The following is a 20,785-nucleotide window of genomic DNA, read 5'->3' as shown; positions in this document are numbered from 1 at the left end:
ATGACGAAGAGCGGGATCGCCTTGAACAAGATTGCATCGAAACGCGCGCTGGGCGTGTTCATGATCGGGGCGGGCGTGGCGGTTGCCGCCGCCGCGACACCCGCTGCAGCGCAGATGCGACCGTGGGGCGGTCGCACCGGATCGGATGCCTGGCGCGATGGCCCCGGTGCATGGGGTGATCCGCTTGCCCTGTCGAACCCGCGCAGCACCGTGCGCGACCTTCCCGATAGCCGTGAGGGGCAGGTCACGGCCGAGCATTTCAGTGCAAAGGACGCAGCGGGCAGGCTGGGCGAGGGCGGCATCACCATCACCTCCAAGCCTGACAGCACCCCCGATGCCCGCGACCGCCTGACCTATGAGGCGGCCATGATCGACCGGCTGGTCATGGCGGGCTATGACAGCCAGCTTCCGCCCGACGAGATCGGGCAAGTTGCCGAGATCCGCATCATCCGCACCGTCGCCGAACCGGCGGAACGCAAGCGCAACCCGGTCAGTGGATCGACCGCAGTATCCGTATCGAATCGCGGCACGGCCTATGGCATGGCGGTCAATGTCGACCTGACGAAGCCGAAGACCGCGCTGCTTTCCACCCGCATGGAACTGCGCATCCGCGACCGTGAAACGAATGAAGTCATATGGGAATCGCGCGCCCAGATCTGGACGTGTGAGGATGACGAGCATTGGGAAGAGGGCGATATTGCGACGCGCCTGTCTGCCGCCTTGCTAGAGGGATTTCCTTCATCGGTGCAGGGCCCCGCCTGACCGCTTTCTAGTTCTGGATTAGCATGAATCTTCCTGCCATGGTTCCATCTGCAACCAGGTAGGGGGAACTTGCATGCACGACCGTCGTCGTTTTCTGGGTGGGCTGACCGCGGGCGCGGCGCTGCCATTGATTCCATCAGCAGCATTGGCGCAGGACCTGTCGGGACCGGCGAAATATGGATCGCCGTCACGCACCTTTCCTTTCACGGCGGAAGTCTATCGCGAACGTCGGGCAAAGCTGATGGAGAAGATGGGCGGCGGCGTGGGGCTGGTCTATGGCGCGACGACGCTGCCCGATGGCGTGCTCGACCCGCTGGCGGGGCAGTCCGATGATTTCGAATATTTGACCGGGCTGCACGACATAGCTGGTGCCGCGCTGCTGCTCGCTCCCGACGAGGAGGAGGGATCGCGCGAATATCTGCTGGTCGCAGAGGCCAATGCCGAAACGGACCGCTGGTTCGGCGTGCGGCTGTGGAGCGGGGCGGAAATCGAAAGCCGGACCGGGTTCGAGAAAGTCTATCGCACACGCTCGCTGGCCGGGCTGACGGCTGCATTGGCGGCGCGCGCGGGGACAATGCATTTCCTGGGTCCGGTGGTATCGCCCAGCGCCCCGCTGCCGCCCGTGCTGGACCTGTATGGCAAGATTGCCGCGCGCAATCCGGGTGTGAAGACGGTCAATTCCGCGCACCTGATCCGTGACATGCGGCTGGTGAAGGAACCGCGCGAAATCGACCTGATCACCAAGGCGATCCGTGCGACCGAGGCGGGCATCACCTTGGCCATGAAGCAGGTGAAGCTGGGCATGACCGAACGCCAGCTAAAGGCGATCATGGAAACGGGATTTCGCGAAGCCGGCGGCGACGGGCTGGGCTTCCCGTCCAATTCGTCGACGGGCATGGCGACCACGGCGCTGCATTATGGCGGCAATGACGGGGTGATCCACGACGGCGACATGATCCAGCTGGATGTGGGCGCACATGTCGGCGGCTATTCCGCCGATATTTCGCGCGCCTTTCCGGCCAATGGCAAGTTCACCGACGAACAGCGCAAGGTCTATGAGATCGTGCTGGCCGCGCAAAACGCGGGCGCAGCGCAGCTGAAGGCGGGCGTTCCGTATTCCGCCGCCCAGCGCGCCGCGGAAAAACTGATCGATGCGGCAGGTTATGGCGATGCCTTCTGGCATGGGCTTGGTCATCCCATCGGTCTCGACGTGCATGACGTGGGCGACTGGCGCGCACCTCTGCCCGCCAATACGACATTGACGATAGAGCCGGGCATCTATCTGCCTGAACGCGGTTTCGGCATCCGGATCGAGGATGATTACCTCGTCACGAAAACCGGGTCCCGTCACATGAGCGATGGAACGCCCCGCGATCCCGACGCGATCGAGGCGCTGATGGCGGGCTGACCCCGCCGTCGATCGCAGGCAAAGAAAAAGGGCCGGGAAGCGCGATTGCTTCCCGGCCCGTTTTTCTTTGCGAAAACTCTCGCGATCAGGCGCCGGCGATATCCGTGGCGTCGATCTTGAGGCCCGGGCCCATCGAGGAGGAGACCGAGATCTTCTTCACATACTTGCCCTTCGCGCCCGACGGCTTGGCCTTGATCACAGCGTCGACGAATGCGTCGAAGTTGCTCTTGAGGTCAGCGTCCGAGAACGACAGCTTGCCGATGCCCGAATGGATGATACCGGCCTTTTCGACGCGGTACTGGACCTGGCCGCCCTTGGCGTCCTTGACGGCCTGCGCCACGTTCGGGGTCACGGTGCCCAGCTTCGGGTTCGGCATCAGGCCCTTGGGGCCCAGCACCTTACCGAGACGGCCGACGACGCCCATCATGTCGGGGGTCGCGATCACGCGGTCATAGTCGAGGTTGCCGGCCTGCATGTCTTCCATCAGGTCTTCGGCGCCAACCTTGTCGGCCCCTGCTTCCAGCGCCTTTTCGGCGTTGTCGCCACGTGCGAACACGGCGACCTTGACGGTCTTGCCGGTACCTGCGGGCAGCGAAACCATGCCACGGACCTGCTGGTCGGCGTGGCGCGGATCGACGCCGAGGTTCATCGCGACTTCGAGGGTCTGGTCGAACTTCGCGGTCTGCAGGTCGCGCAGGGTCGCGAGCGCTTCGTCGAAACCGTACAGCTTTTCAGCGTCCAGCTTCTCGGCCAGCATCTTCTGCTTCTTGGTCTGCTTTGCCATTGGTTCAGCCCTCCACCACTTCGAGGCCCATCGAACGCGCAGAGCCTTCGATGATCTTGGTTGCCTGGTCGATATCGTTCGCGTTGAGGTCGGCCATCTTCTGTTCGGCGATGGCGGTCACTTCGCTGCGCTTGATGGTTCCGGCCGAAACCTTGCCCGGCTCCTTCGAACCCGACTTCAGCTTCGCGGCCTTCTTCAGAAGGAACGACGCCGGGGGCGACTTGGTCGTGAAGGTGAACGAACGATCCGCATAGACCGTGATGGTCGTCGGGATCGGCATGCCCTTTTCAAGTTCCTGCGTGGCGGCATTGAACGCCTTGCAGAATTCCATGATGTTCACGCCGCGCTGACCCAGCGCAGGGCCGATCGGCGGGGACGGGTTGGCGGTGCCGGCAGGCACCTGCAGCTTGATATAGCCTTCGATCTTCTTGGCCATGGGGCCACTCCTTTATCACACTGTCGGACGGCTCTTTCGAAGCGCCCTCATGTTAAGCGGTCAGGCAGAGGCGCTTTCGGCCTCCTCCCGCAGGGTTTCCCGGTGATTTCTCGCGGGAAGGCGCGCGCATAGGCACTTTGACGATTCGAATCAAGTCGCCGGTTCAGGCCGACGGCGCGGCGTAGAGGTCGTGCGCGTCGGCTTCTTCCACCACCACCTCGATGATGTCGCCTGCCTGCAGGCTGGCATCGACATCGCGGATGAAGACATTGCCGTCGATCTCGGGCGCGTCGGCCTGTGAACGGCCGGTGGCGCCGATGTCGCCGTCTTCGTCCGGTTCGCCCACCTCGTCGATGATGACGGGGATGATACGGCCGACCTTGGCGGCAAGTTTCGCCGCGCTGATCCGCTCGGTCACTTCCATCAGGCGGGCGTAGCGTTCTTCCTTTACCTCTTCGGGCACCGGGTTCGGCAGGTTGTTGGCAGCAGCGCCTTCTACAGGCTCAAACCGGAACCCGCCGACGCGGTCCAGCTGCGCTTCCTCAAGCCAGTCGAGGAGATATTTGAAATCGTCCTCGGTCTCGCCGGGAAAGCCGACGACGAAGCTCGACCGCACGGTGAGGTCGGGGCAAATTTCGCGCCATGATTTTAGGCGGTCCAGCACCTTCGCCTCGTTCGCGGGGCGCTTCATGGCGCGAAGCACCGACGGGCTGGCATGCTGAAACGGAATGTCGAGATAGGGGGTAATCAGCCCCTGAGCCATCAACGGGATGACCGCATCGACATGCGGATAGGGATAGACATAGTGGAGGCGCACCCACGGCGGAACGCCATCCGATGTGCGCAAACCGCCCAGTTCGCGGGCGAGGTCAGTCATGTGGGTGCGGATCTCGCGGTCCTTCCACATGCGCGCCTCGTGCCGGACATCCACGCCATAGGCAGAGGTGTCCTGCGAAATGACCAGCAGTTCCTTGGTCCCAGCGGCGACCAGCTTTTCGGCCTCGCGCAGTACGGCGTCGATGCGGCGGCTGGCCAGCTTTCCGCGCAGCTGCGGGATGATGCAGAAGGCGCAGGAGTGGTTGCAGCCTTCGGAAATCTTGAGATAGCTGTAATGGCGCGGGGTCAGCTTGATATCGGGCTGCGGCACTAGGTCGACGAAGGGGCCGCGCTCGGCAGGGGCCGCTTCGTGCACCGCATCGACGACCTGTTCGTACTGATGCGCACCGGTAACGGCGAGCACTTGCGGAAAGCGGGCGCGGATCGTTTCCGCCTCTTCGCCCATGCAACCGGTCACGATCACGCGGCCATTTTCGGCGATCGCCTCTCCGATTGCTTCAAGGCTCTCTTCCTTGGCGCTGTCGAGAAAACCGCAGGTGTTGACCAGCACGACGTCGGCCCCGGCGTAATCGGGGCTCATCGCATAGCCATCGGCGCGAAGCTTCGTCAGGATGCGCTCTGAATCGACCAGCGCTTTCGGGCAGCCGAGGCTGACCATCCCAACCTTTGGGGCAGGCGCAATGTTCTTGGGCGCAGAATCGGGGGCAATGATGTCGGACATGGGCTGCGCCCCTACACCTGCGCGCGGCTTTGCGCCAGCATCGGCGTGATCGGCCCGTTTCGCTGCGACAAACTGACCCCTTTTCATTTGTTACCATCCATCGTTACACTGTGGCCCCACGGACGCGATTTATTACGAGGATCTGGATGGGACCGGTGGACTGGCTGGGGTGCTTTCTAGCTGCATGGGCCGCGATGGCGGTGGCTGCGGGCTGGTACAGACTGTTTGCGCGGCCCATCGCGGTGAAGGCAGGGCCGGGCGGTCTGGAAGTGCGCCGCCGCCCATGGGTCACGATCATCGGCACCTATCTGCTGATCCAGCTATCCGCAATCATGCTGGGCCACATGTTCGCCCGCCTGTCGGACCCGACCAAATGGTGGCTCTATTTCATGATGAGCGGCGGGATCGCGCTGTTCTTCGTGATCCCGGCACTGTGGACCAACTATCTGTACCAGCGCAATTCGCGGGTATTCGCCTTTGTCGATGCGGGGTTCTGGCTGCTGGCCTATCTCGCCATGGGGCTGGTGTTCTTCCTCAGAAGTTGAGCGACTGTCTTATGCACGTGAGGGTGACATAAGTGACATCTCCTACAACCGGCGTCACCCGCCTGTAACCCGCAGGAAAGCAGGGCTTGGCGACCCATGGGTGACACATGGCCGCAAAGGGAAAATCTCGACGCTGTGAAAGAGCCTGCTTGCATGCGCGCGCGAGGGACCGTTGGCAGGAATTCCGCGTGTAGGACAGTTAAAGCTGGACCGCGTGCGGCGGAGCGTTCGACGTGAGAGTCGCGGCTTTGCCGAGGCTGCGGCAGGTTTCGGGCGTTTGGCATTTATGAGCTAATGACCGGAACGGGGTGGGAAGCGGACGCATAGTCGATCGCACTCACAGTCGATCAACCTTACGCAAGTAATGCACGATCGAAAAGAGCCTTTCGCCGCTCCGGGCGCTGAATATGTCATCGCCAAAACGCGTTTCCCATCCAATGCGATCACTCGGTAGCGCAGATAGGAGTGCGCTAATGCCATCCATAAACCGCTGATCGACCGCTTCACCGTCAAAAGCAGAATACGACACCAGCCAGGGAAAGTTCATCACGGGAATCTGCGCGATGACATTCAATAAATCGAATCTTTTGGAGGGCGGTCGAAGCTTGATCAGGTCGGATTGAAAAGCGGCAATTAAGTAGCCGGATACCAATCTATCCTGTGGAGACCCACCTATGGCACGTCTGGTCTCCGGCATAAACATCTTCAGCACTTCCGCTCTTTGAAACAAGAGGCAATCGAAGTGCCGGAAGGACAATAGCTGAAGTCCAGTTTGTTCGGCGAGGAGTGAGGCAGTTTTGCGTTGCATACTTGCGGGGAATTTACACCCTCTTTTTCAAGGCGAGAAGTGTCAATCACAACGTCCGCAATCGGTCGTTAGCCGACATGCCGCTTTTTGCGCAGATCACCCAATAGCAGCCGAAACGCTCGCGGCCCTCACGCCTCGCTGATCCGGTCTGTCAGGCCGATGCCCGCATCGTTCGCGGCGCCCGTATCATTGGCCGCGGGCGGGGTAAGGGGCGGGGCGGAGGGGGCTGGTGGCTTGGCGTTCACCATGGCGCGCGCTTCGCGGCCAAGGCGGAAGGGCATGCCTGCGATCACCGCGGTCACCACGCCATGGCGGCGGCACAGCGCCCCCATCTTCGCCAGCGGGCCGACATAGGTGCCATAGATGCTCTCGTAATCCTCATGCGCGCCCTGCGGCAGGCCATAGACGATCTCTTCCCCCTTGGCCGGCTTGTAGGCGGTGCCGAACATCCAGTCCCAGATCGACAGCTTGTTGCCGAAATTCCAGTCCCAGTGATGTTCGAGGCTGGAGTGATGCAGCTGGTGCATGTGCGGGCTGATGATCAGCGCATCCAGCTTTCCAAAGCTGATCGGGAAATGCGAATGGCGAAGCGTATCGAGCACCAGCACCGTGCCAAGGAAATTGGCCGTCGCATACATCGCCAGCAGGTCGACGATGGTGAAGCCGAAATGGAACGCGAACAGCCCCATCGGCAATGCGGTCATGACTGCCGACACCACCGCGTCGATCAGATCGCCGAGCGGGTGCATGCGCTTCGTGGTGGCGGGGTTCAGGAACGTCGCCGAATGGTGAACCTTATGCAGTTCCCAGAACAGCGGATAGACATGCTGGACATAGTGGGTGAGATAATTGGCGAAATCCATGGCGAGGAAGATCACCAGCGAGCATAGCGCGATCTCGAGAAAGCCAGCCTCTACCTGCGGCCATATCGACAGATGCGTTTCCAGCGCCATCTGCACCGCGGCGGCCATTGAGATCGTGATCAGCCCGCCCACCCATGCGATCGGGCGCGAGGTGAGCTTTGAGGCGAGATAGACGAGGATGTCGATCCGGGCGGATTTCGTTTTCCATCCCGAAGCGGGGAAGCAATGGGCGAGAAACTGCCTGATGCCGATGCGCGAACCGCTGCGCATGATCTGGAACGCATAGAGCGCGACCGCCGCGCCGAAGAAGGTGGCGACCGTATAGCCGAAATACGGCACGCGCGTAAAATCGAACCCGAACAGGGAAACATTATCCATCGGCACCCCCCAGTGCGCTGACCCGAAGCGAGACTTGGCCATGGCGGTGCGATCCCGCACACCGTCATGACCGATCCAGTGACCAGCTAGCCCGTCTGGAGAAAAGCGCGCAATTGCGACGATGTGGAGGAAGTTGGGAAATCGGAATTACCCGAAAGGTATTTGCGATTTCTCTGGCGTCACTTGCCCGGTTCGAACTGATTTACTTCAGGTTTCAGGAGTGACGCTTGATCACAGCACCCCTTCGCCCATGTTGGGCGTGGGGCGTATGACGACGATCATGTCGCCCGCTTCCACGGCGTTGGCCTCAGGCTCCCAGTAACCGAAGGCGCGGCCATGGCGGTAGAGGCGCACGCCGATACTGCCGGTGCCAAGGTGCCTGAGCGGCTTGCCGATGTCCTCGGGTTTCGCCTGCCGCTCGATCAGCTGCACGCGCCCCTGGACCGAGGCGAGATCGGCGAGATAGTCGGCGACATGCATGCCCGATGCGGAGCCCGCCAGCAGCAGGCCGGTCATGCGGACCGGGTTGATCACATTGGTCGCGCCCGCCTGTTTCGCCAGAAGCTCGTTATCGGCCGCGCGGATGACGACGGTGATCGGCACCTTGGGCGCAAGATGGCGCACGGTAAGCACGATCAGGATCGAGGCATCGTCGCGCCCCGCGCTGACCAGCACGGTCGCGGCTTCGTCGATGCGGACATCGCGCAGGGAATCGTCGCGGGTGGCATCCGCCTCCATCACGTTGCAGCCCATGCGTTCGGCGAGTTCGAGGCGTTCCTCGTCAGTGTCCATCACGACGATGCATTCGGGGTCGGTGCCGCGCGCGATCATCTCGGCCACGGATTCGCTGCCCGAGACGCCGAAGCCCAGCACCACGTAATGATCGGTCAGGCGTTCCTGGATGCGGGTCATGCGGAATTTCTCCCAGCTTCTCTTGATCACGAAATTATAGGCGGCGCCGACGAAGATGAAGATCACGGCGAAACGGATTGGCGTCACGATGACAGCTTCGACCATGCGCGCCTTGTCCGATACGGGCGCGATGTCGCCGAAACCGGTGGTGGTGATCGAGATCATGGTAAAATAGACGACGTCGAGAAAGCTCACTTCCCCGTCCACGTTGTCGACAAGGCCCGAGCGGTCGAACCAGTGGATCATCACCACCATGAACACCAGCGCGAGCGCCGCGCCAAGGCGCAGGAACACGTCGGCCCAGACAGGCACCTTCACCCGCCGCCGTAGCGGGCGATGGACGCGCAGCCGTTCGCGGCGGCGCTTGATGCGTCCGCCCTCAGCCGCCATCGGTTTCGTTGTAGCGTCCGGCCAGCCGGTCCAATGACGCATAATGGGTGAGGTCGAGCTGCAGCGGGGTCACGGCGACATAGCCGTCCTTGACCGATTCAAGATCGGTGTCGTGGCCGGGCGTATGTTCCATCGGTTCGAGGCCGAACCAGTAATAGGGGAAGCCGCGTGGATCGACGCTCTCGACGAGCGTGCCGCGGCTGTAATCGTGGAAGCCCTGACGCACGACGCGGATGCCCTTCACCTGATCGGCGGGCAGTGCGGGGAAGTTCACATTGATCAGCGTGCGATGCGGGAATTCGAGATCGATCAGCGGGCGCAGCACTTTCGCGCCCCACTCGGTCGCGGCGGAGAAAGAGACATTATTGCCCGCCGCTTCGTGGCTGTAGACCTGGCTCAGCGCGATGGAGGGAATGCCTGCCAGCGCCCCTTCCAATGCCGCCGACACCGTGCCCGAATAGGTGATGTCGTCGGCAAGGTTCGCGCCGCGATTGACGCCGGAAAGGATGAGGTCGGGCGCGCCGTCCGTCATCACCTTGCGCAGTCCCAAGGTCACCGCATCGGTCGGCGTGCCGGTGACCGAGAAGCGCCGCTCGTCATGCTGGCGCAGGCGGACAGGCCGCGTTAGCGTTAGCGAGTGACCCGCGCCCGACATTTCCTCTGCCGGGGCGCTGATCCAGATGTCGTCGGACAGCTGGCGCGCGATCGCCTCCAGCACTTTCAGGCCGGGTGCGTGGATGCCGTCGTCATTGGTCAGAAGGATACGCATCAGTTGGCGGGCTCCAGCTTGGTCAGGCCGCCGGTATAGGGAAGCAGCGCAGTCGGAATGGTGACGGAGCCATCCTCCTGCTGATAGTTTTCGAGCACCGCGACCAGCGTGCGGCCCACGGCAAGGCCCGAACCGTTGAGCGTATGCACGAATTCGGTCTTTTTCGATCCTTCGGGCTTGAAGCGCGCCTTCATCCGCCGCGCCTGGAAATCCCCGCAGTTGGAGATCGAGCTGATCTCCCGATAGGTGTTCTGGCCCGGCAGCCATACTTCAAGGTCATAGGTCCTGCGCGCCGAAAAGCCCATGTCGCCCGCGCACAGCAGCATCTTGCGATAGGGCAGCTCCAGCGCCTCCAGCACGGCTTCGGCGGCGCGGGTCATGTCCTCGTGCATCTGCTCCGATTGCTCGGGCGCGGTGATGGCGACCAGCTCGACCTTCTCGAACTGGTGCTGGCGAATGAGGCCGCGCGTATCGCGCCCGGCAGAGCCCGCCTCGCTGCGGAAGCAGGGGGTGAGGGCGGTCAATTTCATCGGAAGCTGGTCAGCGGCAAGGATCTGGCCGAGGACCGAATTGGTGAGCGATACCTCGGCGGTGGGGATCAGCCAACGTCCGTCAGTGGTCCTGAACAGATCCTCCTCGAACTTCGGCAATTGCCCGGTGCCGAACGCAGCCTCGTCGCGCACCAGCAGCGGCGGGTTGCATTCGGTGAACCCGGCCTCGCCCTGCATGTCGAGCATGAAGGCGCCCAGCGCCCGGTTCAGCCGCGCCATCTGCCCGCGCATGAAGGTGAAGCGCGCGCCGCTGATCGCCGCCGCCGTTTCGAAATCGAGTCCGAGAGCAGGGCCGAAATCGGCATGCTCCTTCGGCTCGAACGCGAATTCACGCGGCGTGCCCCAGCGGCTGACCTCTACGTTGCTTTCCTCGTCCTCACCCTCGGGCACGCCATCGGCGGCGAGATTGGGGAGCGCGGCGAGCATCGCGTCGCGATACGCTTCAGTTTGCTTTTCTTGTGCTTCTGCTGCGGGAATCTCATTTTTGAGTTCGGCTACTCGCGCTTTGATTACTTCCGCTTCAGCGGCGTCGCCAATCCGCATTGCTTCGCCAATTGTCTTTGAAGCAGTGTTTCGAATGCTCTGCTTTTCTTGCAGACCAGTTTTGATCAAGCGCAGTGCATCATCTGCTTCCAGTATTTTTTTGGAAGCGGGCGCGGCTCCGCGCTTTTGAAGGGCGGCGTCGAAGGCTTCGGGATTGTCCCGGACGGTGCGAATATCGTGCATGGTGCGCGGGGCTATGGCCAAAGCGGACGGGGCCTGTCCAGAGGAGAAAACGGGGCATCGGCGGATGAATGCGGATTTGCGCCCTGCCTCGCCCTGATACGGATCGCGGGAACCGGCTTGCCGCCCGTGGGTCTATTTGCAAATGGCATGGTGCGCGGTCCCTGCATGGCGGCGCGCTTCCTGCCATCAGCCAACAGAAAGACCCGCGGACCAGATATTGCCCAAAGCCATCACCAAGCCTCCTCGCCGCACCGCCTTCATCGGCGCTCTCAACCGCTCCTTGACCCTTGGCCGCAAGCTGGGCCTGATGGCGGAACCCGACCTGACCCGGCAGGCGATGATGGACCGGGCGGCCGAAACCACCGGCCTTTCCGATTTCGGCGACGACAGTTTCGTCGAGCCCCTGGACCGCCTGCTCGATTCCCTCCATCGCGATGCAAGGCTGAATGTCGCGGGCGAATTTACCGCCGACAAGCAGATCGACAAGGTGCTGAAGGACCGCCTCTGGGCGCAGCAATGGTTTGCCGAGAACCCGGAGATACTGACCCGCGCCCTGCCGCGCCCCATTGCCATCGTCGGGCCGATGCGGTCGGGCACCACGCGCATGCACCGGCTGCTGGCGTCCGACCATCGCCTGTCCCACCTGCGCGCGTTCGAGACGATTTCGCCTGTGCCATGGCCCGGTTTCGTGCCGGGCGACCCGTCGACCGATCACCGCCCTCAGCTGGCCCGCCGCATCCAGCGCATCGCGCGGCTGGCCAATCCGCGCACTCTCAACATCCATCCCACCGGTCCCTATGAGACGGAAGAGGAGCTGGGCCTGCTCGTCAACAGCTTCTGGGGGATGAAGCACGAGGCGCAATGGATGGTGAAAACCTATGGCCGCTGGTGCGAGGATGCCGATGGGCGCCCTGCCTATGCCCAGATGGCGCGCCTTTTGAAACTGATCGGCTGGTCGCAGCAATCCTCCAGCCTGAAGCCGTGGATCCTGAAAACGCCGCAGCACATGATCGACATCAAGGCGCTGCTCGCGACCTTCCCCGATGCGCGGATGATCTTCACCCACCGCGACCCGCTGGCGCTGGTGGGCAGCGCGGCCTCGCTCGCATGGAACCAGACCATCATCTATTCCGATCAGGCCGACGCGCGCGAACTGGGCCGTGAATGGCTGAGGAAGACGCGCCTGCAGATCGACCGCATGCGCAGCGCGCGCAAGCTGATCCCGGCAGAGCGCATGATCGACATCCATTACGAGGACATGGAGCGCGACTGGGAGGGCGCAATGCGCCGCGTCTATCGCTTCCTTGGCATGGATATCGAACCCGCGCTGCCCGCGATGCGTGCCTATGTGAAACGGTCACGCCTGCTGAAACGCCATCCGCATCGCTACAGCCTTGCCGAATTCAAGCTGACGCCCGAACAGGTGATGGACGAGATGCAGGACTACGTCGACAGCTTCGGCATTACGGTCGAACCGAAATTGCGCCGGCGAGCGGGTTGAGAGGAGGGGGCTGCTGCCTTTAGGTCGCGGTTTGCCAGCTTTGGCTTATTGCTGGCTAAAGCGGACTGTCGGCAAACGACCAATTGCGGACGTTCCGGCGATGGGGCAGTCTTCATTCCATTCACTGATTGGAAAAGAGAAGCCGGATGGTCACAAAAGCGAAGGAACTTATTGAGCGTATCCACCTCCTGCTCCTTGGCAGTTTTGGGACATTGATGGTGTTAAGGCTCTCCGGTTTTGATGGCTTGGAAGGTTACATCTATTCGGTAATGGGATTGATGCTCGTTTCTGTGTCGCTCTCTCTCATTTTCAGTCGGCTATCCCCTCAGGAGCCTCGCGTCAGCTAACCACCCCGTTTCGGTCATAAGCGGGGAAAATCCAAACGCCCGAAAGCCGCCGCAGCCACGGTAAATCTGCCGCTGTCTTGCCGAACGGCGATCCGGTCCTCCAATTCGGGTCGCTGCGGGACCGCCGGAACCTGCCAGCGCCGCCATCCGTTTCCGAAAGAAGTCGCACCGGCAGCATATCAAGAGCGAGGCTATCCATGCGCATCGGCACGCCACGGGAAATCAAGAACCATGAATATCGCGTCGGCCTCACGCCCGAAAGCGTGGTCGAACTGGTCGCGCATGGCCATGAGGTCATGGTCGAAACCGGCGCAGGCGAAGGAATTGGCGCGCATGACCGCGATTATGTCGAAGCCGGCGCGGCCATTGTTGATGGGCCGCAAGAGATATTCGCCCAGTGCGACATGGTGGTAAAGGTCAAGGAGCCGCAGGCCGCCGAGCGCGCCATGCTGCGCGAGGGGCAGATCCTCTACACCTATCTCCACCTCGCGCCCGATCCCGAACAGACCGCCGATCTCGTCAAGTCGGGCGTGACGGCGATCGCCTATGAAACGGTGACGGGGCCGGGCGGCACGCTGCCGCTGTTAAAGCCGATGAGCCAGGTCGCAGGCCGCATGAGCGTTCAGGCCGGCGCCACCGCGCTGGAAAAGGCGCATGGCGGGCGCGGGGTGCTGATCGGCGGAGTGCCGGGTGTGGCCCCGGCCAAGGTCGCGGTGATCGGCGGCGGGGTCGTCGGCTGGAACGCGGCACAAATGGCGGTGGGCATGGGCGCGGATGTCACCATCCTCGACCGCAGCCCCGAACAACTGGAACGCCTCGGCCTTTATTTCGAGAGCCGCGCCAAGACCCGCTTTTCGAACAAGGCGAACCTGGCCGAGGTCGTGTGCGATGCCGATCTCGTCATAGGCGCGGTGCTGATCCCCGGCGCCGCCGCGCCCAAGCTGGTAAGCCGCGCGATGCTGAAAGGCATGAAAAAAGGCGCGGTGCTGGTCGATGTCGCGATCGACCAGGGCGGCTGTTTCGAGACCAGCCATCCGACCACCCATGACGACCCGACCTTCATCGTCGATGGCATCGTCCATTACTGCGTCGCGAACATGCCCGGCGCGGTGTCGCGCACCAGCACCTACGCGCTCAACAATGTGACACTGCCGCACGCGCTGCGGATCGCCGATGCCTTTGATAGCCCCGGCGGCTGGAAGAATGCGCTTCGCGCCGATCCCCATCTGGCAGCGGGGCTGAATGTTCATGCAGGGCAGGTGACTTATGAAGCCGTGGCGCGTGAGCTGGGTTACGATCATATGCCGGTGAGCCAAGTGCTCGGCTAAACGATAAAAGATTGTCGGCTGATGCATTTTTCGTATCTGAACCAGTTGACACGAATCGCGCCTCGGCCTAGTGGCGCGCTCCTACCGTGCAGCGGCGCTCTGGCCGCAAAAGCACAATGTGCCCAGATGGCGGAATTGGTAGACGCACCGTCTTCAGGTGGCGGCGCTCGCAAGGGCGTGGAGGTTCGAGTCCTCTTCTGGGCACCATTTCACAAAGCATGATGGCAAAGCGCGGCGTTCAGCGGCGCTTTCGTTGGGTCAGCGGCACGCGCCGGGACGGGCGTTAAAAGCGAAAGCCCGTTGAAACCGCATAGGCAGTTGCCGCGGCGATCAGCATGCCGATCAGCAATTTCCAGATCACGACGCGGCTGTTTGCGATGTCGCTCTTACCCTTTCCCAGAATCATCGGGCCGATGAGGTTCTGCCTCTTCCAGATCCGATAGAACGCTATCGCGGCCACGTGCAATGCCACCAGCGCGAGGATGATCTTGAACAGTACCTCGTGGATATCTGCCGCGGCGCGGCCCTGATCAAAGCTGATGTAATCGGCGAGTGGGCCTGATTCCCAGCCGTCGACATCGACTGCGAACAGCCCCGCCGCGACCATCAGGCCAATGGCGAGGAGCATCGCGATCACGCTCCACCCGCCGAGCGGGTTGTGGCCGCCAGCAGGTTTGCCGCTGCGCGAAGCCAGACTGCGTGTATAGGCCGCAACCGATGCGGGTCCCTTCACGAAGGTGGAGAACCGCGCCGTGCGCGTGCCCGCAAAGCCCCAGAAGATGCGAAACACGATCAGCGCGAGGATGAAATAGCCCGAGGTGCGATGCAGCTCCAGCTCATGCTCCTCGCCGCTCCACCATGAAAACGCCATCAGGCCGACCAGCAGCCAGTGGAACAGGCGGATCGGAAGATCCCAGATGGCGACCCTGGCGGCGATTCCGGTCATCGGATCAATCGTCGGCGCGGAACTGGCGGTGACAGGTGCTGCACACCTTGCCGGTGGCGCGGAACTGCGTGTTCAGCGCATCGGCATTGCCCGAACCGGCAACGCTGACCAGCCGGTCGGCTTCGGAGGCGAGCCTTGCCATTTGCGCGTCGAATGCGGCGCGGTCGCTCCAGATGCCGTTCAGCGCGTCGGTCGCAATGCCCGAAGATGCGCCGCTGCCCGCGGGGAACAGGGTTTTCTGCGTCCGGGCGTTTGCAGCGATGGTCCTGGCGGCGGCGACCGCTGCGGCGCGGTCGATGCTGCCGCCTGAGACCTGGCCCTTCAGCACCTTCATAGCGCGGCCCATGTCTTTAAACCCGGCTTGCCGCTGCGCGATCGCGGAGCTGGCAGATGGTGCGGCAATCGCCATGGTGCCGATCGTGCCCAGCGCGGCAGCCGACAGGGCAAGCAGACCCGATCGAAAGTAAGTGCGGGAAGAGGTGCGGTTCATCCTGATATCCTTGGGAAATTGCGGGGCGCTCAATGAGCGGAACTCGCCAGCGCGGGTGTGAAAACTCGGTCATAGACGGCGCGCACCTCGGTCAGGCCTTTTTGCGCGACCTCGTCGGCGGTGGGGCCGCCCGATGCGGCGATATCGGTGCGTGCACCCTGATCGCGCAGCAGTTTCAGCATGGGCTCCAGCGCGGGCTGCATTCCGCCATAAAGCAGCAGGTGCAGCGGGGTTGCGCCGCCGGAATTGGCGACATTGGCATCGGGGGCGAGGGCCAGCGCATAGGCCAGCGCATCCGCATCCTGCCCCTTGGCCGCGGCGAGCGTGACATTGGTGCCGTTCTGCGCCGTGAAATCGGGCCGCGCGCCGCCATCGACCAGCAGGCGCATGACATCGACATGTCCATGCGCAGCCGCCGTCAGCAAAGGGGGAGTGGGTGGCACGGGCGGTGGGGGAACGCCGAAATTAGCCTCCGTCACCCATGTTACGCGGGCAGGGCCGGTGGTGCCGTTGGGATCAGCGCCCTTGTCCAGCAGCAGGGCCACCACTTCGGTGGCTCCGGCCTTGGCCGCGACATGCAGCGGCTGCTGGCCGTTGCGGTCGGTTGCGGCCAGATCGAACGCAGGGCCGCGCCGCAGCAGCATCGCCGCCGCATCCCAGCTTTCCTGATACAGCGCGAGTTGTAGCGCGCTGGTATCTTCCGGCCCGATGAAGGCAGGGTCTGCCCCGGCATCGAGCATGATCGCGGTGGCTTCGGGCACCTTGCTCTTGATGGCGAAAAACAGCGGGGTGAAGCCGCCTTTGGTGACGCGATTGGCGTCTGCGCCCGCGTTCAGCACCATGCGCATCGCATCGAGATTGCCCGATGACGCTGCCCACATCAGCGGTGTCTGGCCGCGCGCATCCACTGCCCGCGCATCGGCGCCAAGCTTTAGCATTTGCGCGACCGTGGCGGCCGGCGCGAAGCGGGCGCAGGTCGCCAGCGGCGTGGTGCCATCCGCGCCTGCCGCGCGGACATCGGCCCCGGCGCCAAGCAGTTTTTCGACGATCGCGCCGCCGCCAAGCTCGCAGGCCAGTGCCAGCGGGGCCAGCCCCTCGGCATCGAAAAGGTCGGGATCGGCGCCCTCTGCCAGCAGGAGTTCGACCATGGCAGCATTCTGCCGGTCGACCGCCAGCGCTAGCGGCGTCGCGGCATAGGCGAGGCGCTGGTCGGGATTGGCGCCCTCTGCCAGCGCCGCCTTTGCACCCGCCACATCGTCGGCCCTGACGGCGCGTTCCAGCGCGCCTTCATCGGCGCGGGCCGTCTCTGCCGCCCCCATCAGCGCGCAGGCCGCCAGCAGGGCGATGCGCTTACGCAAGGGCCAGCTCCTTCAGCGCGCCGGTGCTGTCCCCGAAAGAGGTCGCCGGTACGTCCAGCAGATTGAGCCCCGCGAGCATCAGGTTCGACATGGAGGTGCCATGCTCCACCTCCACATGCGCGCCGCCCTGTATCAATCCGCCGGCCAGCACGACGGGCAGATCCATGTAATCATGGTCGTTGGAATCGCCGAAGGCCGATCCGCGAATGACCAATGTTCGGTCGAGCAGCGATCCCTCGCCGTCCTTCGTCTCCTGCATTTTCGTCAGGTAGTATGCGAAGAATTCCATGTGATAGCGGTTGATCTTGGCCAGTTGCGCCATCTTTTCGGGGCTCTTGCCATGGTGGCTGAGCATGTGATGCGAATCCGGCACGCCGATTTCGGGATAGGTGCGGTTCGAGATTTCGCGCCCGATCATGAAGGTGCCGACGCGGGTGATGTCGGCCTGCATAGCGAGCACCTGCAGATCGATCATCAGCTTCACATGCTCGGCGAAATCGTCGGGAATGCCCGCGGGCTGGGTGAAGTCATCTACATTGGCGATGGGGGCGGCGCTCTTGGCGCGCTCGATCCGTTTTTCGATCGCGCGCGTCGCATCGAGATATTCTTCGAGCTTGTGCCGATCCGCCTGACCCAGCTGGCCCGACAGGCGCGCCGTATCCTCCATCACGAAATCGAGGATCGAGGCCTGTTTCCTCAGCCTTGCCTGACGGCTCTTTTCATCGAGCGCGTCGCCGTCCCCGAACAGCCGTTCGAACACGGTGCGCGGATTGGCGTCGACCGGCAGCGGCACGGTGGGGGTGAGCCACGAAATGCCATTGGTATAGGCGCAGCTGTAATTGATGTCGCAGCTGCCAAGAAGGCTCGCCTGGTCGATGCCGAGTTCCAGAGAGGAAAGCTGCGTCGCATCGCCCAGGTGCTGCGCGAAGACCTGGTCCATCGAGATCCCGGCGCGGATGTCCGGCCCCTCGGTCTGGCGGACATGGGTGCCGGTGAGGAAGGCGGGGCACGAACGCCCATGGCCCGCAGCCGCATCGCCCATCGCGGCGGCCTGCGGATGGCCGAGTCCGGTGATGACCGAGACCTTGTTCCTGAACGGCTCCAGCGGCTCCAGCGTCTTGGTCAGCTTCAGCGGGCCTGCGCCGACGGGGCGATACTCGTCCATCGTCATGCCGTTGGGGGTGTAGAAGACCTGTAGCCGCTTGGGCCGGGCGGCGACTTCGGCCGCGGCGGCAGATGGCATCATCGCCTCAAGGAATGGCAGCGCGATCCCGGCGCCGGTTCCGCGCAGCAGGGTGCGACGGTTGAGCGGAGTGCGGGTGAAGCTCATCGGCGGATCCTCGCATCGGCGACGCTCGTCGGTTCGCCCAGGGCGTCCGGCGTCTTACGGAGGGTGAAGGCATGGCTTGCCGCGATGCCGCGAATGATGGTCTGGATGCGGTAATCGTCGGCAGCGGCGTCGCGGGCGATGGCGCGAACCTGCGGCATGTCCGTCGCCGTGACCCCGCGGGCGAGGGCATAGGTCATCAGCCGCTCGGTAAAGGCGCGGGCAAACTCGTCCTTGCGGTCAAGCAGGATGGCTCGAAGGCCCGCGATGCCCGAGAATTGTGTGCCATCGGGCAGGACCGCGCCCGCGTCGATGGGCTGGCCCGCATCCATGGTGCGCCAGCCGCCGGTCGCATCGAAATTCTCAAGCGCAAAACCCAGCGGGTCCATCTTCACATGGCAGGAGGCGCAGGCCGGGTCCTTGCGGTGCATCTCCAGCTGTTCGCGCGCGTTGAGGAGCTGTCCGTCATGTTCGGTCTTCAGCGCGGGCACATCGGCGGGCGGCGGCGGGGGCGGGGCGGCAAGGATGTTTTCAAGCACCCATTTTCCGCGCTTCACGACCGAGGTGTGATTGCCATAGGAGGTGACGGTCAGGATGCTTGCCTGACCCAAGAGGCCGCCCCGGTTCCATGCGGGATCGAGCGACACCTTTCTGAGCGCCGTGCCCTTTACCCCGGGGATGCCATAGTGATCGGCGAGCCGCTGGTTGAGGAAGGTGTAATCCGCCGCGATGAAATCCAGCACCGGGCGATTGGTCTGGAGGACATGGGCGAAGAACATCTCGGTCTCCGCCGCCATCGATTGGCGCAGGCGCGTGTCGAAGCTGGGGAACACATCGATATCGGGCCGCTGCTGGTCGAGATTGCGCAGATAGAGCCATTGGCCTGCGAAATTCTTCGTCAGCGCATCGGCGCGCGGATCGGCGAGCATGCGGGTGATCTGCGCATCCATCACCTTCGGGTCCTTCAATCGCCCGGTCTCGGCGGTCTTCAGCAATTCCTCATCGGGAATGCTGCTCCACAGGAAGAGCGAAAGACGAGAGGCAAGTTCGAGATCGGTGAGCGAATGGACCGAACCGGGCGCCGCGCCCGCCGGGTCTTTCTCGATCAGGAAGAGGAAATGCGGGGAGACGAGGATCGCCTCGACCGCGGCCTCGATCCCATGCTCGAAATCCGATGCTGCGGCTTCGCTGGCGTAGACCTTCATGAGGAGGCCCATGTCCCGCTCTGTCACCGGGCGGCGATAGGCGCGGCGGGCGAGGGATGAGAGGATCGTCTTCGCGCATTTTTCTTCCTGCGATGCGCGTTTCGGACGGCAGGTGAAGATGCGCTGGCGGCTGGGCGTATCGGCGATACCGGTCGCGTCATAGGGCCCGGCGACGTCGATCTGCAGCACGTCGCGCGGGAAGTTCTGCTGCGAATAGCGCTGGTGCATGCGGTAGGACGGCACGGGGATCGTCGCCGCCTTCTTGCCGTCGACCCAGACGGCAAGGTCCAGCATTTTCGGGTCGTCCAAGGGCAGCGGCACGTAATCGGTGGTGTTGCGCAGCACCTGTACCGTTTCGGTCGGCGCGGTGCGGCGGGTGAAGGACATGCTGACCACGTGCGCGCCAGCCTTCATCGGCACGCGCACCGAATAGCGGTCGTCAAGCTCGCGGTCGGTCTCGTTATTCGTGTTCGAATTGAGCCAGCCGCTGATCTCATATGTCCCGTCATAACGGGCGTAATATTCGAACGCCCCGCCGCCGCGCGATCCGAGCGGCAGCAGGTCGCTCGCGCGCTCGTTATAGGCGGGAACGCCGGAGTTCCTGATCGAGCCGTCCTTGGGCACCTGATAGCTCGTGACCAGCTCCCGGCGCGAGGACAGCCCCGTCGCCATGCGCCCGACCTTTCCGGCAACCGCGACATAGCGTTCCATCAATGTCGGGGAAACAGAGAGAACATCGGCGATATTGTCGAAGCCGAAGCCCGAATTATCCTGCGGCAGCTCGCGGCTGAAATCGACGTCGAGGTCGAGGAGGTCGCGCACGGCATTGGCATATTCGACGCGGTTCAGGCGCCGCACCGTGGCACGGCCAGGATCGGGATGCGCGGCGGCGTAATTGTCGAGCGAGGAGCCCAGCCATTTCACGAAGCTTGCCCGCACCAGCGGATCGGGCTGCGGTTTGCTCGATGGCGGCATGTGCCCTTCGCCGACTTGCCGAAGGATCTTCTCCCACAGCTCGGTATTGGTACCGCTGTGCACGTCTTCGGACCGCAGGTCCTCGATCGACATGTTCGCCTTCAGGTCGAAATCATTGTGGCAGCGTGAGCAATATTCATCGAGCACCTCTTCGGGCTCGACATCCATGGTCGCGGTGGCTGGCGTCGGCTGATCGACCGCTTCATCCGCGGGTGAGGCGGCGTAGAGCGCGCCTGCCATGATCGATGCGCTCATCGCGAGCATAATGCTCCCGAACCGTGGCTGCCCCGTGAATGGCTTCAATTGCAAGATGTTCGCCCGCTACCCGTCGCGGCGCGGCTCGGCTGGCCTTCGCGGGTGCAACGCCCGGGAAGGGGGTATGCCGAAACACGCGCGCAAATGCCGCTTACCCGTCGCT

At 63.2% G+C, this 20,785-nt stretch carries 18 protein-coding genes and 1 tRNA gene; 6 read left to right on the top strand and 13 right to left on the bottom strand.

All coding sequences use genetic code 11. The features are described 5' to 3' along the window. The first annotated feature begins 21 nt into the window (after window positions 1–21). Complete coding sequence (locus tag A9D13_RS12315) at window positions 22–762, top strand: hypothetical protein (RefSeq protein ID WP_156522047.1); 741 nt, start codon at window positions 22–24, stop codon at window positions 760–762. 73 nt (window positions 763–835) lie between these two features. Next, the gene (locus A9D13_RS12310) at window positions 836–2,170 is read left to right on the top strand and encodes an aminopeptidase P N-terminal domain-containing protein (protein WP_066774208.1); all 1,335 of its coding nucleotides are present in this window, start codon (window positions 836–838) and stop codon (window positions 2,168–2,170) included. 85 nt (window positions 2,171–2,255) lie between these two features. On the opposite strand, the gene rplA is transcribed toward A9D13_RS12310, so the two are convergent. The 3 genes from rplA to rimO form a co-directional block, all read right to left on the bottom strand. Beyond that, complete coding sequence (gene rplA, locus A9D13_RS12305; protein WP_066774206.1) at window positions 2,256–2,954, bottom strand: 50S ribosomal protein L1; 699 nt, start codon at window positions 2,952–2,954, stop codon at window positions 2,256–2,258. 4 nt (window positions 2,955–2,958) lie between these two features. Next, complete coding sequence (rplK, locus tag A9D13_RS12300; RefSeq protein ID WP_066774201.1) at window positions 2,959–3,390, bottom strand: 50S ribosomal protein L11; 432 nt, start codon at window positions 3,388–3,390, stop codon at window positions 2,959–2,961. Between the two features lie 163 nt (window positions 3,391–3,553). Continuing rightward, window positions 3,554–4,948, bottom strand: a complete 1,395-nt coding sequence (rimO, locus tag A9D13_RS12295; protein ID WP_066774195.1) for a 30S ribosomal protein S12 methylthiotransferase RimO — start codon at window positions 4,946–4,948, stop codon at window positions 3,554–3,556. A 146-nt stretch (window positions 4,949–5,094) separates the two neighbouring features. On the opposite strand from rimO, the gene A9D13_RS12290 reads away from it, so the two are divergent. After that, complete coding sequence (locus A9D13_RS12290; protein ID WP_066774193.1) at window positions 5,095–5,493, top strand: DUF1761 domain-containing protein; 399 nt, start codon at window positions 5,095–5,097, stop codon at window positions 5,491–5,493. Between the two features lie 337 nt (window positions 5,494–5,830). On the opposite strand, the gene A9D13_RS12285 is transcribed toward A9D13_RS12290, so the two are convergent. From A9D13_RS12285 to serS, 5 genes are all read right to left on the bottom strand, one after another. Continuing rightward, window positions 5,831–6,205, bottom strand: coding sequence for a hypothetical protein (locus A9D13_RS12285; RefSeq protein WP_156522046.1), 375 nt, complete (start codon window positions 6,203–6,205; stop codon window positions 5,831–5,833). Window positions 6,206–6,429: 224 nt separating this feature from the next. After that, window positions 6,430–7,542 (bottom strand): sterol desaturase family protein, encoded by a 1,113-nt coding sequence (locus A9D13_RS12280; protein WP_066774189.1) that lies wholly within the window; start codon window positions 7,540–7,542, stop codon window positions 6,430–6,432. 231 nt (window positions 7,543–7,773) lie between these two features. Further along, complete coding sequence (locus tag A9D13_RS12275) at window positions 7,774–8,844, bottom strand: potassium channel family protein (RefSeq protein WP_156522044.1); 1,071 nt, start codon at window positions 8,842–8,844, stop codon at window positions 7,774–7,776. Further along, window positions 8,834–9,613, bottom strand: a complete 780-nt coding sequence (gene surE / locus A9D13_RS12270; RefSeq protein WP_066774187.1) for a 5'/3'-nucleotidase SurE — start codon at window positions 9,611–9,613, stop codon at window positions 8,834–8,836. The genes A9D13_RS12275 and surE overlap by 11 nt, the downstream gene beginning before the upstream one ends. After that, the gene (gene serS / locus A9D13_RS12265; RefSeq protein ID WP_066774185.1) at window positions 9,613–10,890 is read right to left on the bottom strand and encodes a serine--tRNA ligase; all 1,278 of its coding nucleotides are present in this window, start codon (window positions 10,888–10,890) and stop codon (window positions 9,613–9,615) included. The genes surE and serS overlap by 1 nt, the downstream gene beginning before the upstream one ends. A gap of 217 nt (window positions 10,891–11,107) precedes the next feature. On the opposite strand from serS, the gene A9D13_RS12260 reads away from it, so the two are divergent. The 3 genes from A9D13_RS12260 to A9D13_RS12245 all read left to right on the top strand — a co-directional run bounded on the left by A9D13_RS12260 (window position 11,108) and on the right by A9D13_RS12245 (window position 14,273). Beyond that, window positions 11,108–12,391 carry a sulfotransferase family protein gene (locus A9D13_RS12260; RefSeq protein WP_066774183.1) on the top strand — a complete coding sequence of 428 codons (1,284 nt, stop codon included), beginning with the start codon at window positions 11,108–11,110 and terminating at the stop codon, window positions 12,389–12,391. Window positions 12,392–12,935: 544 nt separating this feature from the next. Continuing rightward, window positions 12,936–14,066, top strand: coding sequence for an alanine dehydrogenase (ald, locus tag A9D13_RS12250; RefSeq protein WP_066774179.1), 1,131 nt, complete (start codon window positions 12,936–12,938; stop codon window positions 14,064–14,066). A gap of 120 nt (window positions 14,067–14,186) precedes the next feature. Next, window positions 14,187–14,273: transfer RNA gene (locus tag A9D13_RS12245), tRNA-Leu, on the top strand. A gap of 76 nt (window positions 14,274–14,349) precedes the next feature. Here the strand turns inward: A9D13_RS12245 and A9D13_RS12240 are convergent. The 5 genes from A9D13_RS12240 to A9D13_RS12220 are packed head-to-tail and all read right to left on the bottom strand — an operon-like array spanning window position 14,350 to window position 20,622. Continuing rightward, the gene (locus A9D13_RS12240; RefSeq protein ID WP_066774177.1) at window positions 14,350–15,012 is read right to left on the bottom strand and encodes a cytochrome b/b6 domain-containing protein; all 663 of its coding nucleotides are present in this window, start codon (window positions 15,010–15,012) and stop codon (window positions 14,350–14,352) included. A gap of 4 nt (window positions 15,013–15,016) precedes the next feature. Beyond that, window positions 15,017–15,502 carry a c-type cytochrome gene (locus tag A9D13_RS12235; RefSeq protein ID WP_066774175.1) on the bottom strand — a complete coding sequence of 162 codons (486 nt, stop codon included), beginning with the start codon at window positions 15,500–15,502 and terminating at the stop codon, window positions 15,017–15,019. 29 nt (window positions 15,503–15,531) lie between these two features. Further along, window positions 15,532–16,860: an ankyrin repeat domain-containing protein gene (locus A9D13_RS12230; protein ID WP_229665427.1), complete on the bottom strand. Its 1,329-nt coding sequence runs from the start codon at window positions 16,858–16,860 to the stop codon at window positions 15,532–15,534. After that, window positions 16,853–18,190 (bottom strand): DUF1552 domain-containing protein, encoded by a 1,338-nt coding sequence (locus A9D13_RS12225; protein ID WP_066774171.1) that lies wholly within the window; start codon window positions 18,188–18,190, stop codon window positions 16,853–16,855. Before A9D13_RS12225 ends, A9D13_RS12230 begins: the two co-directional genes overlap by 8 nt. Next, complete coding sequence (locus tag A9D13_RS12220; RefSeq protein ID WP_229665425.1) at window positions 18,187–20,622, bottom strand: DUF1592 domain-containing protein; 2,436 nt, start codon at window positions 20,620–20,622, stop codon at window positions 18,187–18,189. Before A9D13_RS12220 ends, A9D13_RS12225 begins: the two co-directional genes overlap by 4 nt. Window positions 20,623–20,785: the final 163 nt, after the last annotated feature.

The organism is Croceicoccus mobilis, from assembly GCF_001661965.1.
Lineage (GTDB): Bacteria > Pseudomonadota > Alphaproteobacteria > Sphingomonadales > Sphingomonadaceae > Croceicoccus > Croceicoccus mobilis.
The sequence above is the reverse complement of the archived record's forward strand: the minus strand, read 5'-3'. Positions and strand labels throughout refer to the sequence as shown.

Excerpts from the sequence above, each read along its gene's own strand:
- A9D13_RS12225 (WP_066774171.1), bottom strand. The coding sequence starts at position 18,190 with ATGAGCTTCACCCGCACTCCGCTCAACCGTCGCACCCTGCTGCGCGGA.
- serS (WP_066774185.1), bottom strand. The coding sequence starts at position 10,890 with ATGCACGATATTCGCACCGTCCGGGACAATCCCGAAGCCTTCGACGCC.
- rimO (WP_066774195.1), bottom strand. The coding sequence starts at position 4,948 with ATGTCCGACATCATTGCCCCCGATTCTGCGCCCAAGAACATTGCGCCT.
- A9D13_RS12290 (WP_066774193.1), top strand. The coding sequence starts at position 5,095 with ATGGGACCGGTGGACTGGCTGGGGTGCTTTCTAGCTGCATGGGCCGCG.
- A9D13_RS12240 (WP_066774177.1), bottom strand. The coding sequence starts at position 15,012 with ATGACCGGAATCGCCGCCAGGGTCGCCATCTGGGATCTTCCGATCCGC.
- rplK (WP_066774201.1), bottom strand. The coding sequence starts at position 3,390 with ATGGCCAAGAAGATCGAAGGCTATATCAAGCTGCAGGTGCCTGCCGGC.
- A9D13_RS12310 (WP_066774208.1), top strand. The coding sequence starts at position 836 with ATGCACGACCGTCGTCGTTTTCTGGGTGGGCTGACCGCGGGCGCGGCG.
- A9D13_RS12280 (WP_066774189.1), bottom strand. The coding sequence starts at position 7,542 with ATGGATAATGTTTCCCTGTTCGGGTTCGATTTTACGCGCGTGCCGTAT.
- A9D13_RS12275 (WP_156522044.1), bottom strand. The coding sequence starts at position 8,844 with ATGGCGGCTGAGGGCGGACGCATCAAGCGCCGCCGCGAACGGCTGCGC.
- rplA (WP_066774206.1), bottom strand. The coding sequence starts at position 2,954 with ATGGCAAAGCAGACCAAGAAGCAGAAGATGCTGGCCGAGAAGCTGGAC.
- A9D13_RS12220 (WP_229665425.1), bottom strand. The coding sequence starts at position 20,622 with ATGAGCGCATCGATCATGGCAGGCGCGCTCTACGCCGCCTCACCCGCG.
- A9D13_RS12235 (WP_066774175.1), bottom strand. The coding sequence starts at position 15,502 with ATGAACCGCACCTCTTCCCGCACTTACTTTCGATCGGGTCTGCTTGCC.
- ald (WP_066774179.1), top strand. The coding sequence starts at position 12,936 with ATGCGCATCGGCACGCCACGGGAAATCAAGAACCATGAATATCGCGTC.
- surE (WP_066774187.1), bottom strand. The coding sequence starts at position 9,613 with ATGCGTATCCTTCTGACCAATGACGACGGCATCCACGCACCCGGCCTG.